Annotated in this window: 9 protein-coding genes and 1 rRNA gene; 8 read left to right on the forward strand and 2 right to left on the reverse strand. The window is 66.1% G+C overall.

All coding sequences use genetic code 11. The annotated features are described in order from the left end of the window. Nucleotides 1-32: 32 nt before the first annotated feature. On the forward strand, nucleotides 33-3,614 hold the full coding sequence (locus G7Y49_RS06415; RefSeq protein ID WP_165172165.1) for an aminopeptidase: 3,582 nt from the start codon (nucleotides 33-35) through the stop codon (nucleotides 3,612-3,614). A 66-nt stretch (nucleotides 3,615-3,680) separates the two neighbouring features. Here G7Y49_RS06415 and G7Y49_RS06420 read toward each other — a convergent pair whose 3' ends face one another. Next, the gene (locus tag G7Y49_RS06420) at nucleotides 3,681-4,610 is read right to left on the reverse strand and encodes a LysR family transcriptional regulator (RefSeq protein WP_165172167.1); all 930 of its coding nucleotides are present in this window, start codon (nucleotides 4,608-4,610) and stop codon (nucleotides 3,681-3,683) included. Between the two features lie 281 nt (nucleotides 4,611-4,891). On the opposite strand from G7Y49_RS06420, the gene G7Y49_RS06425 reads away from it, so the two are divergent. The 6 genes from G7Y49_RS06425 (at nucleotide 4,892) to G7Y49_RS06450 (ending at nucleotide 11,933) form a co-directional block, all read left to right on the forward strand. Then, complete coding sequence (locus tag G7Y49_RS06425; protein ID WP_165172169.1) at nucleotides 4,892-6,229, forward strand: phenylacetate--CoA ligase family protein; 1,338 nt, start codon at nucleotides 4,892-4,894, stop codon at nucleotides 6,227-6,229. Nucleotides 6,230-6,231: 2 nt separating this feature from the next. Next, entirely contained in the window at nucleotides 6,232-6,885 is a 654-nt protein-coding gene (locus G7Y49_RS06430) for a LysR family transcriptional regulator substrate-binding protein (protein ID WP_165172171.1), read from the forward strand. A gap of 48 nt (nucleotides 6,886-6,933) precedes the next feature. Continuing rightward, complete coding sequence (locus G7Y49_RS06435) at nucleotides 6,934-8,067, forward strand: 2-oxoacid:acceptor oxidoreductase family protein (RefSeq protein ID WP_165172173.1); 1,134 nt, start codon at nucleotides 6,934-6,936, stop codon at nucleotides 8,065-8,067. Further along, nucleotides 8,064-9,371, forward strand: a complete 1,308-nt coding sequence (gene porA / locus G7Y49_RS06440) for a pyruvate ferredoxin oxidoreductase (protein ID WP_165172175.1) — start codon at nucleotides 8,064-8,066, stop codon at nucleotides 9,369-9,371. Before G7Y49_RS06435 ends, porA begins: the two co-directional genes overlap by 4 nt. 2 nt (nucleotides 9,372-9,373) lie before the next feature. After that, entirely contained in the window at nucleotides 9,374-10,291 is a 918-nt protein-coding gene (locus G7Y49_RS06445) for a thiamine pyrophosphate-dependent enzyme (RefSeq protein ID WP_165172177.1), read from the forward strand. A gap of 118 nt (nucleotides 10,292-10,409) precedes the next feature. Further along, the gene (locus G7Y49_RS06450; protein WP_165172179.1) at nucleotides 10,410-11,933 is read left to right on the forward strand and encodes a sodium:alanine symporter family protein; all 1,524 of its coding nucleotides are present in this window, start codon (nucleotides 10,410-10,412) and stop codon (nucleotides 11,931-11,933) included. Nucleotides 11,934-12,052: 119 nt separating this feature from the next. On the opposite strand, the gene G7Y49_RS06455 is transcribed toward G7Y49_RS06450, so the two are convergent. After that, on the reverse strand, nucleotides 12,053-13,561 hold the full coding sequence (locus tag G7Y49_RS06455; protein ID WP_165172181.1) for a CCA tRNA nucleotidyltransferase: 1,509 nt from the start codon (nucleotides 13,559-13,561) through the stop codon (nucleotides 12,053-12,055). Nucleotides 13,562-14,370: 809 nt separating this feature from the next. Between G7Y49_RS06455 and G7Y49_RS06460 the strand changes: the two genes are divergently transcribed. Continuing rightward, nucleotides 14,371-14,580, forward strand: a 16S ribosomal RNA gene (locus G7Y49_RS06460); the annotation flags it as partial.

Genomic DNA, 14,580 nt, shown 5'->3' on the forward strand with positions numbered 1-14,580 from the left:
ATGTGCCGATTGGGAAATGAAAGGCAAGACACATGTCCGAGATAAAAGAGTACGTCGCCCACCTGTCGCAGACTATCGGCCCGCGCCCCGCGGGAACCGAGGAGGAACAGCAGGCGGCGCTCTACCTCGCCGAAGCGCTTCAGAACGAAGCGACGCTCGCTGCCTCCGTCGAGGACTTCAACTGCAACCCTGACTTCGGCATGCCGCGCGCCATCTGCGCCGGCGTCACGGCCCTCATGGCGCTCCTCGCGACGCTCGTGCCCGTCATGGTCATCCCGTCCCTGATCGTCACGCTGCTCTCAGCGGCTCTCTTCGCCGCTGAGTCGCTGGGGAAGCCTGTCGTATCGCGCCTGCTCAACCGCGGAGTCAGCCAAAACGTCGTAGCGAAGTACGAGCCGGCTTCAAGCGCAGCCGCACGTCGCCGCCGCAAGATCATCCTGGTGGCCCATTACGACAGCGGAAGGGTGCAGAAGGGCCTGACGGCGCCGATCCTCTCGGCGTTGCCCTACGTTCGCTGGGCTGAGCTCGGCGCGATGGTCCTGATTCCCTTCCTGCTGCTCATTCGGCTTGTCACGTCAGCCGAGGGCGGCCTGTCGGTGTTCCTCAGCGTGCTCACGGTGATCGCGCTGGTCGTGGCGGTGCTGCCGCTGGTCGCCTTCGTGATGGACCGCACGGCGCCTTATAACGAGGGTGCGAACTGCAACGCCGCGGGCGTGTCGGTTCTCATGGAGGTCGCTGCGCGCATCGGCCGCGGGCGCGTCTCGGAAGAGGAGATCGCTCGCCAGGAGGCGGTCATGCATGGCGAAGATGCTGCGCTGGCCTCGGGTTTCGTTCCTGACGGCGCTGAGCTTGACTACGAGGAGCCCGCTTTCGAGCTTCCTCCTGACGAGTCCCCGGAGGCGCGCCTGCTCGCCGCCAAGGCGGCCGTCGCCGCCCTTTCCGGGCGCCCTGTGAGCGAGACGATCAACATAGACATAGCTGACAAGCTCGTCCAGGTGAAGGAGCCGCCCGTGGCGTCTGCCTCGGACGAGGACATGCGCGCGCGCCGCGAAGAGGCGATTGACGCGTTCGCGCCCGTTGATGTTTCTGATGATCAGACGATGAGTCGAGAAAAGGCCGCCGGGATAACCGAGGAAGCTGCCGCTGCGGCGTCTGCGGGCATGGCTGCTGCGAGCTCTGCGGCTGTCGCGGCTTCGCGTGCTGCTTACGACTCCTCAGACGTCCCCGCCTGGTTCAAGGCTGCCCAGGCGAAGGCGCGCAAGCCCGCTTCCGCCGCGCCCGTGCACCGCTCGCGTTATGCCGAGGCCCTCGATGCTGCCGAGCGCGAGCTTGCGCAGCGCACGCAGCACGTTGACGAGCCTGCTCCCACGGAAGCTGAGCGCCGCCTGCAAAGCATGCGTGACAGCATCCTCGAGACGCAGGCGTCCGACTTTGAGCAGGTTGCCTCGCTGTTTGAGCGTGGCCAGCAGGGGCAGCAAGATCGTCCTGCCGCGGTACAGCCCGTCACTCCCTACGAAGGCGCGCCCCATCCGGCTGCCGGCGTAGAGGGGTTCCTCTCGAGCGTGACCTCGTCGGCTGGATATGACCCCGCCGCCTCTGCCGCGGCTGGAGCAGCTCCCGCCTCCGCGCCGGCGCGGGCACCTGAAGCCGCGCCCGAGGTCGCGCCTGCCCCTGCGTCTGTGTCTGAGGTCGCGTCCGAGGCAGCGCCTGCGCCTCTGCCCGAGCCCCAGATCGGCGACGTCATGATTCGCGAGGCTTCCGTCGAGCCGCTGCGCACCACGTCGCCCGCGCCGCGCAGCCGCCTCGATGCGCAGGCGGTCCCTGCCGTTCGCGTGCTCGACGCCTCGGCGCTTGAGAGCCTGCCTTCGCCCGCTGACGCGCTCGCCGCTGACGGCGACGCTGTTTCCGCTGATGGTTCGCTCGCTTCCGCTGCTCCGTCGCCTAACAGGACCATCTCTTTCATCCCAGTTGCCGTTGACGGGGAAGCGCTCAAGCGCGAGTCGCGCGAACTTGCAGCGGGGCAGCAGGCCCTGCAGGCCCCTGGCGCGCTGGACAACCCTGCCGCTGACCAGGTGGAGGAGCCGAAGAGGGCCCGTCGCAAGCGCGCCATCACGCTTCCCAGCTTGACGGGATCGCTTGCGCCGATTGCCGAGCACAAGCAGAACGCGCCGCTCGCTGATCCCTCGTCGCGCGCCCAAGATCTGCGCACCGCCGTTCCCGCCGTCGCCGGGCTTGACAACGCAAGCTCCCCGGCTGCGGCGCGCCAGGCGCAGAAGGCGTCGCTGCGCGCGTCACTTCCGTCGCTTTCGGGTGTTATCGTAGCTCAAAACGATGCTTCTTCCCATGGTCAGGTCGCGCCCGAAGAAGAGGCCTCGTCCAACGTGAGCCAGGCAGGCTCGTTCGCCTCCATTGGCGCCACGGGTGCGTTCGCCCCGGTGGGGGACGAGCTGGTCGAAGACGTCGCGCCTGACGAGATGTACGTTGACGACGCCGACGACTCGGTCTACGAGGAGAGCTACACCGAGACGGGCGCTTTCGCTGGGCCGGGATACGTCGATATGCCGAAGTCACGCGCGTCGCGGCTTCTGGGCAAGCTGGGGTTCGGGCGCAAGAAGAAGCAGGAGGAGGTCACGCCGCAGGAGTGGCTCGACGTTGACGACTCCTTTGACGCGCGCGCCGTGGGCAAGGCGCGCGGCGGCTGGGAGAGCTTCCGCGAGGAGCAGGAGGCTCCTGACGCGTTCGACGCGGGTTCGCCGGCCCACGATGACTACGATGCCTACGATGGCTATGATGACTATGCAGACGACTACGCCGAGTACGACGAATACGAGGACTACGCCGCCGAAGGGGACGACGCTCCCCGTGCAACGCAGGAGACGATCCGCTGGAACGGCGGCGGGTTCTCCCGCGCGTCGCTGACGCATGCCCTCGATCGCGTGAAGAGCGTGAAGGACAAGATCCCCGTGGGCGGTGCTGCGTCCGACGAGCACGCTGCCGGCTACGCCGATGGCTTTGCCGAAGGCGAAGACGCCTTCCCTGCGTCCGTCGACGAAGGCGGGGCATCTGTCGCGTCTTCGGCTGACATTCCCGTTGACCTGGTCGAAGATGACCTCGCGGCCCTCGAGGAGGTCCGTGCGGAGAACGTCCAGCGCATCTACGGGTTCCGTCATCCCGACATCAACACCGAGGTGTGGTTCGTGGCCCTCGGCGCTGACTTGGCGGGCAACGCGGGCATGGACGCCTTCCTGACGGAGCACGCTGCCGAGCTCAAGGGCTCGGTGATCGTGAACCTCGACGGCCTGGGCGCGGGAGAGCTGACGCTCGTCGAGCAGGAGGGCACGTATCGCCCGGTCAAAGGCTCGTCGCGCATGAAGCGCTTCGTGCGCAAGGCCTCGGCGGCGCTCGGCATGAGCGTGGGCACGGGCTCGATGCTGTGGAAGGACAGCGCGACGGCGTGCGCCGCACGACGCGGGTACCAGACGATGCACCTCGCTGGCATGGAGGCTGGCAAGCCGGCGCTCTACGGCGAGGCGCATGACGTGGCTGACGCCGTCGACGAGGAGACGATGCTCAGAAACGCCGACTTCGTCATGGAGATCCTCAAGAGCATTTAGGTGACGAACTCTAGGTGACAAGCGCCCGCGGTCCGCCTAATCGTCTAGGTAACGCCTGCGGTCCGCCTAATCGCCCAGGTAGGCGTCGACCGTGGGGTTCCCCTTGATCACTTCGCGCAGGTTCGCGATGTAGCTCTCGAGAAGCGCGCTCGGCCGGCGCTCGCTGTGCATGATGTAGCCCACCTGCATGCGCGCGGGCGCGTCAAGCGGGATAGAGACGATGCCCGAGAGCATCTCTTCCGACAGAACGCCCGTTGAGAGGGTGTATCCGCTGTAATGCGTCAAGAGGTTCGTCAGCGTGCCGCGATCGGATATGCGGATGTTCTTCTTGTGCGGGAGGTGGCTGAAGGGCTCTTCGGCGTAGTAGAAGGAGTTCGTGGTGCCCTGCTCGAAGGCGTAGCGGGGGTAGGGCTCGAGGTCCTCAAGGCGAAGCAGCTCATGCTTCGCCAAAGGATGATTCTCTCCCACGAATACATGTACGCGTGCATTGAACAGGGGGCAGTACGTCACCCCCGCGTCTGAGAATGCCTTCTCCAGAACGCGCCGGTTGAATTCGTCCGTGTAGAGGATGCCCGCCTCGCTGCGGAAGGTGCGCACGTCGTCGATGATCTCGCCTGTCGCGCACTCGCGCAGGATGAAGTCGTATTCCTCGCCGTCGAACTGGTCGGCCGTGTTCATGAACGCCTGCACGCTGAAGTAGTAGTGCTGGGAGGATATGGCGAGCCGCGCATGGTTGGGGCCGCCCGCCGCATAGCGCTCCTCGAGCATGTCCGCCTGCTCGATGACCTGGCGGGCGTATCCGAGCAGCTCCGTCCCGTCGTTCGTCAGCGTGACGCCGCGGTTGCTGCGCGTGAAGATGGTGATGCCGAGCTCGCTCTCGAGCTCCTTGATCGCCGTGGAGAGGTTCGACTGGGATGCATAGAGGTTGTGGGCTGCGGCGTTGATCGAACCGTACTCGGCAATCGCGATGAGGTAGCGAAGTTGTTGCAGCGTCATGGCTTCCTCTCCCTGGTGCTTCTCGTTTTCGTTTCTCCCCAAGCGCACGTTCCGCACTGCATGATAAGCGGAGTTATCGGCGCGAGCTATTGTATTCGCAATCTCCATAAACCTAGTTATCTGAATTTGAGATATAAAAGCATCGGAACATCGAATGACGGGAAAGGTTGTTCGCTTCATGCTTTCGTGGTTTCATACAACATGCTGGAAAAACACTGCGAGAGCACGCCTTGGCAGGAGCGAGCCGCGCGGCCCTACGCGCGAAACAAGAAGGAGAGATCATGGCCAAAGACATTCCCTACGATCAGAAATACTACGATCCCGAGATCGAATGCATGCCGCGTCCCGAGCTTGAGGCCATGCAGCTCGAGCGTCTGCAGACAATGGTGAAGTACGCCTACGAGAACACCGTGTACTACAAGCGCTCCTTCGACGAGGCGGGCGTGAAGCCGGAGGACATCAAGACCCTCAAGGACATCGAGAAGTTCCCCTTCATCGACAAGAAGACGGAGCGCGAGACGCAGCACGTCGGCAGCTTCTTCGGCGAGATGTGCTCGGTTCCCGAAGAGGAGGTCATCTTCATGGCGACCTCGTCGGGCTCGACGGGCGTCCCCACGGTGAGTCCCTTCACGCAGGAGGACTTCGACCTGTGGCAGGACACCGAAGCGCGCCTGTTCTGGCAGGCGGGCATGCGCCCGAACGACCGCTACGTCCACGGCCTGAACTTCGCGCTCTACGTCGGCGGCCCTGACGTCATCGGCGCCCAGCGCCTCGGCGCGCTCGCCATCTGGGTGGGCGCGGTTCCGTCGGATCGCCTGCTGTTCGTGCTGAAGCAGTATCAGCCCACCGTCATCTGGACGAGCCCCAGCTACGCGTGGACCTTGGGCGAGAAGGCGAAGGAGAAGGGCTACGACCCCAAGACCGACTTCAGCATCCACACCATCATCGTGGCGGGCGAGCCGGGCGGCTCCATCAAGTCCACGCGCGAGGCCATCGAGAACCTGTGGGGCGCGAAGGTGGTCGACTTCTTCGGCCTGTCCGACATCTACGGCGCCTGCGCGGCCATGTGCGAGGCGAAGGACGGCCTGCACATCGTGGAGGACCAGATCCTCGTCGAGACGGTTGACCCGGCCACGGGCGAGGTGCTCGAGCCCGGCCAGATGGGCGAGCTCGTGTACACCACGCTCATGAAGAAGGCCCGCCCGATGATCCGCTTCCGCACGGGCGACATCGGCTACGTGTCCACCGAGAAGTGCGAGTGCGGCCGCACGCTCGCGCGCATCCACGTCACCGGCCGCAAGGACGAGATGTTCATCGTCGGCGCCGTGAACGTGTTCCCCACGGACATCGAGTACGTGGTGCGCGCCGAGGAGGGCCTCACGGGCGAGTACTCCATCCGCGTGTACGACAAGAACTTCACGACGAAGTACGAGGTCTCGGTCGAGCGCGCGCAGGGCAGCGTCGAGCCTTACGACGTGGTGGCGAAGCGCGTGGAGAACGCCCTCAAGACGCATACGGGCGTGCGCCCCGCCAAGGTTATCGTGTATGATGCGGGTAAGCTGGGGACCTCGTCCGAGCACAAGGCTTCGCGTTTCATCGACGAAAGGCAGGCGAAGTAGCCATGAGCAAGAGCTTTTCCGTTTCAGGACAGCACTATCTGTTTGACGTGCAGACGTTTGCGCAGGTCGTTCTTGCGGCGGGTGGCGAAGAGTACCACTACGCGCTGTACGACCGCACCACGCAGGGCGTGATCGACGACGTGGTCGCCGGCACGAGCGACCTCGGCGTGATCTTCCAGACGTCCGAGACGGCCGACGCGCTGAACGCCGCGCTCGCGGAGGCGGGATGCGAGTTCCACGAGCTCATCCGCAGCGCGCCGCGCGTGGCGCTGCCGGCGAGCCACCCCATGGTGAACGCCGCGAAGCTGACGCTCGACGACATGGCCGACTATCCGTACCTCTACTTCGACCAGGGCCCCGACGCCCCGGCGGCCTTCTTCGAGGAGGCGCTTGCCGGCGTCCCGCGCGCGAAGTCCATCGCGTGCACCGACCGCGCGTCGCTCTCGGAGCTGATCGTCGCCCTGAACGGCTACACCGTGACGAGCGGCATCCTGGTGGGCATCTCCGACGGCGCGTCGCTCAAGACCGTGCCGCTCGACACCGACGTCGACCTGCGTCTGGGGTACGTGACGAAGAAGGGCGCCGTGCTGTCCGACCTCGAGCAGCGCTTCGTCGAGAAGCTTGAGAAGAACCTGGAGAAGTACGCGCGCTTCTAGACCCTGAGGCTGGTTTGAAGTGGCGAAGTGCTTTAAGCAGGGGGACCTATGATCGAAGTTCTATGGCATGGCCGCGGCGGGCAGGGCGCGTTCACGGCGGCGCGGCTGCTCGGCGCGGCGGCGTCGATAGCTGACGGATCGTATGCGCTGGCGTTTCCGTCGTTCGGCCCTGAGCGCCGCGGCGCGCCGATGCGTGCGTTCACCAAGGTCAGCGACGCCCCTATCGGCGATCGCAGCGCCATCGACTGCGCTGACTACGTGATCTACCTCGACGACACGCTCTTAGACGCGGCGGGCGAAGCGTGGGCGCGCGAGCTCAAGCCGGGCGGGCGCGTTCTCGTGAACAGCGTCAAGGCGTACGCCGACGAGCGCATCGTCGCCATTGACGCCAACGGGCTGTCGACGGAGGTCCTGGGCCGGGCCATTCCCAACACCGTGTTCCTCGGAGCGCTTTCCGTGCTGTGCGCGAGCGTGAGCGAGGAGCACGTAGTCGAGGCCATTCGCCAGTACATGCCGGCGAAGCTGCATGCGAAGAACGAGCGCATCGTCGCCGAGGCGCGCCAGCGCGTTCTCGCCCGCGCCGCGCAGGGCGGGGGAGAGGCTGCCGTGGCAGAAGCAAAGGAAGGGGCGGCCTCCGCGCGAGGATCCGAAGGGCCTGAAGGTTCCGAAGAGCCCGAAGCGTTCGGCACCCCTGGCACCCCTGGCATTCCCGACGCCCCCGCGAATGTTTCACGTGAAACATCGCGCGCCGCAGGCGAAGGCGGGCAGGCGGGCGTTTCCGTCCCCGAAGATCATGACGTCGTGCGCGCTTGCGAGCACATCCCCGTGCTGCGCTCCCACTTCGCCGTCCCGCCGAGCCTCGATCCAGCCGAATACGCGAGCACGACGTGCTATCCCGCAGGGCATCTGGTGGCGAAGAACGCGGGCTGGCGCAACGAGCGCCCCGTCATCAACGCCGAGGCGTGCACGGGCTGTCTGCAGTGCTACCTCTACTGCCCTGACGGCACGATCTACAAGGCGGCCTCCGCGGCGGCGCGGGATGAGGACAGCCGCAACGCGCAAGGAGCCTTCGCTCCCGTCGCCGTTGACTACGACTTCTGCAAAGGATGCGGCGTGTGCGCGAAGGCATGCAAGTTCGGCGCCATCCGCATGATCCCCGAAAGCGAGGCGGACGTCCGATGAAGCGCTTCCTCTCCGGCGACGAGGCCCTGGCCGAAGGCGTGCGCCTCGCGCGTCCTCAGGTCATCTCGGCCTACCCCATCACGCCGCAGACCGTCGTGGTCGAGCGGCTTTCCGAGATGGTCGAGTCTGGCCAGCTCGAAGCCGAGTACATCCACGTCGAGTCCGAGCACTCGGCGCTCTCCGCCGCCATGGGAGCCTCCGCTACCGGCGCGCGCACGTTCACGGCGACGTCGAGCCAGGGCCTGCTCTACATGGCCGAGGTCCTCACCTACGCCGCGGGCGGACGCTTCCCCATCGTCATGATGAACGCCAACCGCGCCACGGCGCTGCCGTGGAACATCTACGGCGATCAGCGCGACTCGCTGGCGCTGCTCGACCACGGCTGGATCCAGGTGTACGCGCAAGACAACCAGGAGGCGCTCGACCTGGCCCTCATGGCCTACGCCATCGCGGAGGACCCGCGCGTGAGCACGCCCTTCATGGTCAATCTCGACGGCTTCGCGCTCACGCACACCTACGAGAACGTTGACGTGCCCGAGCCTGATCAGGCCGACGCGTTCCTCCCGCCCTATCAGACGAGCAACCGCTTCGACTTCGAGCATCCGGTGAACATGGGCTACTCAGCGGGACCTGAGTTCAACCGCTACTTCAAGTACGAGGCGCATCGGGCGATGCTCGGCGCCGTCGAGGTGATCGCGGAGGTCGAGCAGCGCTTCGCCGACGTGTTCGGCCGCCGCTACCCCGGCCTCATCGAAGCCTATCGCACCGAAGACGCCGACGTGGTGCTCGTCACGCTCGGCTCCATAGCCGGCCTCGCCCGCGCGTGCGTTGACGAGCGCCGCGCCGCAGGTCAGCGCGTCGGCCTCGTGCGCATCCGCTACATGCGCCCGTTCCCGGCGCGTGAGCTCGCCCGTGCGCTCGCGGGTGCGAAGGCGGTCGGCGTGTTGGAGAAGGACATCTCGTTCGGCGCCGAGGGCACGGTATTCACCAACGTGAACTCCGCGTTGCAGCAGGCGGCCCTGTCGGTTCCCACGCTCAACTTCATCGGCGGCCTCGGCGGCGACGACATCTCGCTCGATCAGATGGAGCGGGTCTTTGCTACGCTCGAAAATGTTTCACGTGAAACATCGCGTGTGGTGTTCCTCGGCGTCAACGACGCAGGCCTCGGCGAGACGGCGCCGCGCAGCGCTCAACCCGCCGCGTCGCCGCGCGCCGCCCAATCCGCCGCGTCGCCGCGCGCCGCGCAGCCCGTCTCAGCGAACCCCGCGCCAGCAGAAGCCAACGACGCGGAAGGGAGGCGGTAGCCATGGCGGCCAAGGTCAACGCACGCACCATCACCGACGACGAGCTCTTCTTCGGCCACAAGGCCTGCGCCGGCTGCGGCGGCTCGCTCGCCGTCCGCGCCGCCCTCAAGGTGCTCGGCCCCCACGCGATCTGCGCGCTGCCCGCCGGGTGCATGAGCGCCGTGGGATTCAACTTCCCGCAGCTCTGCTTCGCGAACAACGCCATCATCACGCCCTTCGCGGCCACGGCGGCGGTCCTCTCCGGCATCGAGGCCGGCCTGCGCGTGCAGGGCGAGAAGCCCGAGGATTGCACGGTGGTCGGATTCGCGGGAGACGGCGGCACAGCCGACATCGGCCTCCAGGCGCTCTCGGGCGCCATCGACCGCAACGACGACATCCTCTACATCTGCTATGACAACGAAGCCTACATGAACACGGGCATCCAGAAGTCGTCGCTCACGCCGTTCGGCGCCAAGACCACCACCACGCCTGCGGGGAAGAACGCGCACGGCTGCCTCACGCAGAAGAAGAGCCTGTTCGAGATCGTGGCCGCCCACGGCATTCCCTATGCCGCCACGGCGTCCATCGGGTATCTGTCCGACTTCATGGGCAAGGTGCAGAAGGCGGCGTCCATCCGCGGCGCCAAGTACCTCCACGTGATCGCGCCGTGCCCCACCGGCTGGGGCTGCGGCGTCGACGAGACCGTCGAGATCGCGAAGGAAGTGGTGGACTGCGGCCTGTGGTACCTCGCGGAGTACGAGGGCCCGCAGGTGAGCGGCGTGCCCGGCGGCAAGTTCACGCTCAACCGCGACCCGAAGGAGTTCACGAGCGTCGAGGCGTACCTGCGCCGCCAAGGCCGCTTCCGCGCCCTTTCCGACGAGGAGGTTGCCAGCGTGGAACAGGGGCGTGACGAAAAGTGGCGCTACCTGCGCTCGCTCTGACTTCCCAGCCCACGCTGCGCGACGCGATGGTAGAATCAGCGGGCGAGCGAGCCTGCGCGCCAAGGGGATGCGCGCAGGCGCTTCGCCCGCAGCTTTGTCGCGCTTAGAAGGAGGGCTTATGGACTTCGACGCCATGAACGCGATGCTCGTCAACGTCACCGGTGAGATTGACGGCTTCATGTACACCTACATCCTGGTGATCCTGCTGGTGGCCGTGGGAGTTTGGTTCAGCTTCAAGACCAAGTTCGTGCAGATCCGCTACATCAAGGACATGTTCACGCAGCTGCTCGAGAAGAAGCACGTGGAAGGCGGGAAGTCGATCTCGTCGTTCCAGGCGCTCATGGTGTCGACGGCCAGCCGCGTGGGCACGGGCAACATCGCGGGCATCGCCACCGCCATCGCCACGGGCGGCCCGGGCGCGGTGTTCTGGATGTGGCTCATGTCCATCATCGGCGCGGCCTCCGCGTTCGTCGAGTCCACGCTGGCGCAGATCTGGAAGGTGCGCGCGGGCGACGGCGAGTTCCGCGGCGGCCCGGCCTACTACATCCAGCAGGCGCTCGGCAAGCGCTGGCTCGGCATCGTGTTCGCCATCGCGCTCATCCTGTGCTTCGCGTTCGGCTTCAACGGGCTGCAGTCGTTCAACATGGCCTCGGCGCTCGAGTACTACGTGCCCGACTACGCCACCAACGGCACGGCCATCGCGCTCGGCATCGTGCTCGCGGTGATGACGGCGTTCGTCATCTTCGGCGGCGCGAAGCGCATCAGCATCATCACGTCGATCATCGTGCCGATCATGGCGTTCGCCTACATCGCGCTGGCCGTGTGGACCACGTTCTCCAACATTGGCGAGATTCCCGCGGTGTTCGCGCTCATCTTCGCCTCGGCGTTCGACTTCCAGTCGATCTTCGGCGGGTTCGCGGGCAGCGTGGTCATGCTCGGCATCAAGCGCGGCCTGTTCTCGAACGAGGCCGGCATGGGCTCGGCGCCGAACGCCGCCGCCACGGCAAGCGTGTCCCACCCGGTGAAGCAGGGCCTCGTGCAGAGCCTGTCGGTCTACATCGACACGCTGCTCATCTGCACGTGCTCGGCCATGATGGTGCTCATCTTCTACGTGCAGAACCCCGAGGCGGCAACCTCGCTCAACGGCATGCCGCTCGTGCAGATGGCCGTCGACAACGCGGTGGGCGTGGGCGGCATACACTTCGTCACGTTCGCCATCTTCGCGTTCGCGTTCTCGAGCCTCATCGGCAACTACTTCTACGCCGAGAGCAACCTGCGCTTCATCTTCGGCGGCAACAAGGCCGTGCTGACCGTGTTTCGCGTGCTGTGCCTCGTGGTCATCTTCTACGGCTGCCTGAACAGCTTCGACCTGGCGTGGAACCTGGCTGACATATTCATGGGCTTCATGGCCATCATCAACCTGGTCACCATCTTGTTTTTGGGCAAGTGGGCCCTGCGCGCTCTCGACGACTACACCGCGCAGCGCAACGCGGGCAAGGACCCGGTGTTCGTCGCCGACTCCGTGGAGGGCATGCCCGCCACGGAGTGCTGGCATGTCTCCGAGCTCGAGGACGTGGGCCCGAACCCGTTTACCGAGTACCTCGGCGAGTCCCTCGACGCCGACTCAACCGGCTTGAAGTAGCCGAAGGGAGGGTCTCGCGGGCGCCGCGCGCGAATGCGCCGGGGTGGCCGGCAGCGAAGGGAAGGCGCGCGGGCGCGAGGTAGCTGAAGGCGGCGAAAGGGAGGGGCGCCCAAACTCTTTCAGATCATCGTGCGCGCGAGCTCGAGCAGGGGCTCGCGCGCATTCTCGACCTGCTCGTCCACTACGGCCTCCAGCAGCGCGGCGAGGATCCTGCCCACGTCAGGCCCTTGCTCCACGCCGAGCTCCATGACGTCGCGCCCGCTCAACGCGAGGTTTCGCGTCGAGGGCACCCCCTCGGCCTCCAGCAGCGCGTCGAGCATGCGCCGCAGCTCCTCGATCTCGCCGGCGCGCCCTCTGCCGAACGCCGGCGCCTGCGCGAGCGCGTCGGCGCGCTTGAGGTCGCACAGCGTGCGGAACAGCGCGGGGTCGCCGTCGAGGCGCATGAGCATGCGACGAATGGCGCGGTTGTCGAGCCTGATCTCGTCATCGTGGTGGCGCACGAGCATCATGACCTGGTGTTTGAAGGCGCCGCCCATGAGCATGCGGTCCATGAGCGCGCCCGCGAGCGCTTCGCTCACCTTCGCGTGCCCGTAGAAATGCTCCACGCCGCTCTCGTCGAAGAACGCCGCCGCGGGCTTTCCCATGTCATGGCAGAGCGCCGCCCAGCGGCCGAGGCGGGTGGGCGGCATGTTCTGGACGGCGTAGGCCGTGTGCTCGAGGACATCGTAGACGTGGTACTTCGTCATCTGCGCACAGCCCTTCATGGCGGCGAGCTCGGGCAACGCGAACGAGAGCACGTCGACGGTGCCCATGAGCGCGTCGTGGACGTGCGCGCCGAGCAGCAGCGCGTCGAGCTCGTGGGTGATCCGCTCGGTTGACACCTTCGCCAGCAGGCTCTTGTGCGAGAGCATGGCCCGGTAGGTGCCCTCGTCGATGCGAAAGCCCAGCTGGGAGCAGAACCGGCAGGCGCGCAGCGTGCGCAGGGCGTCTTCTGCGAAGCGCTTCTCAGCTTCGCCGACCACACGGATGATCCCCGCCCGCAAGTCATCGATGCCGCCGAAGGGGTCGACGAGCCCGCGCTGGGGATGATAGGCGAGCGCGTTCATGGTGAAGTCGCGGCGTGCGAGGTCCTCCTCGATGGTCGAGACGAACCGCACCTGCTGCGGGTGCCGCGCGTCGAGGTAGGAGCCGTCGCAGCGGAAGGTGGTGACCTCGACGGCATGCCCTGCCTCGCGGCATGTGTCGGGCGGATTGCGGGGCTCGCCCGCGACGGACGCGTTGCGCGCGGCGCCCTCGTCGGGCGAGCTGTGGCCGTCAGCGCTGATCAGGCCACGGGCGTTACCTGCGCGGCCTTCGCTTGCGCCCGTGGCGGAGGGGACCACCACCGTCACGGTGCCGTGCTTCGTGCCCGTTTCGTAGACGCGCAGGCCCCGCGCAGCGCAGATGCGCCTCACCTCGGGCCAAAGCGCGTCGGTGGCGATGTCGACGTCGTTGCAAGGGCGCCCGAGCAGCGCGTCGCGCACGTACCCGCCCACGCACCACGCCTCATGCCCCTCTGCCTCAAGCGCGTCGACAAGCGTCATGGCGAAGTCGGGCAGGCGGATGGCGGGTGTGGGGGATGCGTTCATGGGTACCTCTTCGACGGACGTCCTCAATGCGTTTACGACAGGCGCTACCTTATATAGAGCAGTTTGCGAACAGACAGCGTTGCTGCATGTTGCCGCATGTTGCCACGCGTTGCTGCAAGGATCAGCGCTCGATTCGAGTATATACGCTCAAGTTCGCAGCGCATCCTGTGCTGTTTGCGAATTCCTATCGCGCAAAACAGATTTCGCCCCTGATCTCGCCTACCTGACTCCAGCCTTCGCCTGCCTGCCCTTTTCGCATCTGCCCCGTGTCGCTCCGAGCGGACCTCTCGTCCTGCCTCTTCGACGCCATCCCGGGCACAGCCCGCACGCCCAGGACGGTGCGGGCGCCCTTCGGCCTCAGATCCGTCGTCGCTCCCCGCGCACGTCCGTCCTCCCTCCCTTCCCTCCCTTCCTTCCCTCCCTTCCCTCCTGGAGTTGTGTCCAAGCTGTGGAGACGCGCCGGATCGCTTGCAATCGGCGGCGGGGGAGGTAGTATAGACGAGCTGCCTTTCGGAGAGGCAGGGCGCGCCGCCCGGCGCGGGGGAGGATTCGGAAGATTCTCGAAGAAAACCCTTGACATCGGGTCGGCGGGCTGGTAGAGTATCTCCTTGCGCGTCTCGCGAGAGGCGCGGGCGGGGAGGCCGCGGGGCGGCCTGCCGCGGGACCTTGAGAACCGGATACTGAGGACATGGAACTCGAATTCAGAGTGTGATATGTCAGACGGACATTCTTTACCTCGTCAATCCACGTGATTGGCAACTTTAAAGCTTTTAAGCGATCAAACGCGGGGCGCGTGAGCGCCCCGCCTCCGAACGGAGAGTTTGATCCTGGCTCAGGATGAACGCTGGCGGCGTGCCTAACACATGCAAGTCGAACGGTTAAGCCAACTTCGGTTGGGCATACAGTGGCGAACGGGTGAGTAACACGTGACCAACCTGCCCCCCGCGCCGGGACAACCGCCGGAAACGGCGGCTAATACCGGATGAAGCGGAGAGCCCGCATGGGCCCTCCGCCAAAGC

It is taken from the genome of Adlercreutzia sp. ZJ242, assembly GCF_011038995.1.
Classification (GTDB): Bacteria; Actinomycetota; Coriobacteriia; order Coriobacteriales; family Eggerthellaceae; genus CAAEEV01.

Bases quoted from the DNA above. Each gene is read 5' to 3' on its own strand.
- G7Y49_RS06425 (WP_165172169.1), top strand. From the start codon at position 4,892: ATGGCCAAAGACATTCCCTACGATCAGAAATACTACGATCCCGAGATC.
- G7Y49_RS06430 (WP_165172171.1), top strand. From the start codon at position 6,232: ATGAGCAAGAGCTTTTCCGTTTCAGGACAGCACTATCTGTTTGACGTG.
- porA (WP_165172175.1), top strand. From the start codon at position 8,064: ATGAAGCGCTTCCTCTCCGGCGACGAGGCCCTGGCCGAAGGCGTGCGC.
- G7Y49_RS06435 (WP_165172173.1), top strand. From the start codon at position 6,934: ATGATCGAAGTTCTATGGCATGGCCGCGGCGGGCAGGGCGCGTTCACG.
- G7Y49_RS06415 (WP_165172165.1), top strand. From the start codon at position 33: ATGTCCGAGATAAAAGAGTACGTCGCCCACCTGTCGCAGACTATCGGC.
- G7Y49_RS06445 (WP_165172177.1), top strand. From the start codon at position 9,374: ATGGCGGCCAAGGTCAACGCACGCACCATCACCGACGACGAGCTCTTC.
- G7Y49_RS06420 (WP_165172167.1), bottom strand. From the start codon at position 4,610: ATGACGCTGCAACAACTTCGCTACCTCATCGCGATTGCCGAGTACGGT.
- G7Y49_RS06455 (WP_165172181.1), bottom strand. From the start codon at position 13,561: ATGAACGCATCCCCCACACCCGCCATCCGCCTGCCCGACTTCGCCATG.
- G7Y49_RS06450 (WP_165172179.1), top strand. From the start codon at position 10,410: ATGGACTTCGACGCCATGAACGCGATGCTCGTCAACGTCACCGGTGAG.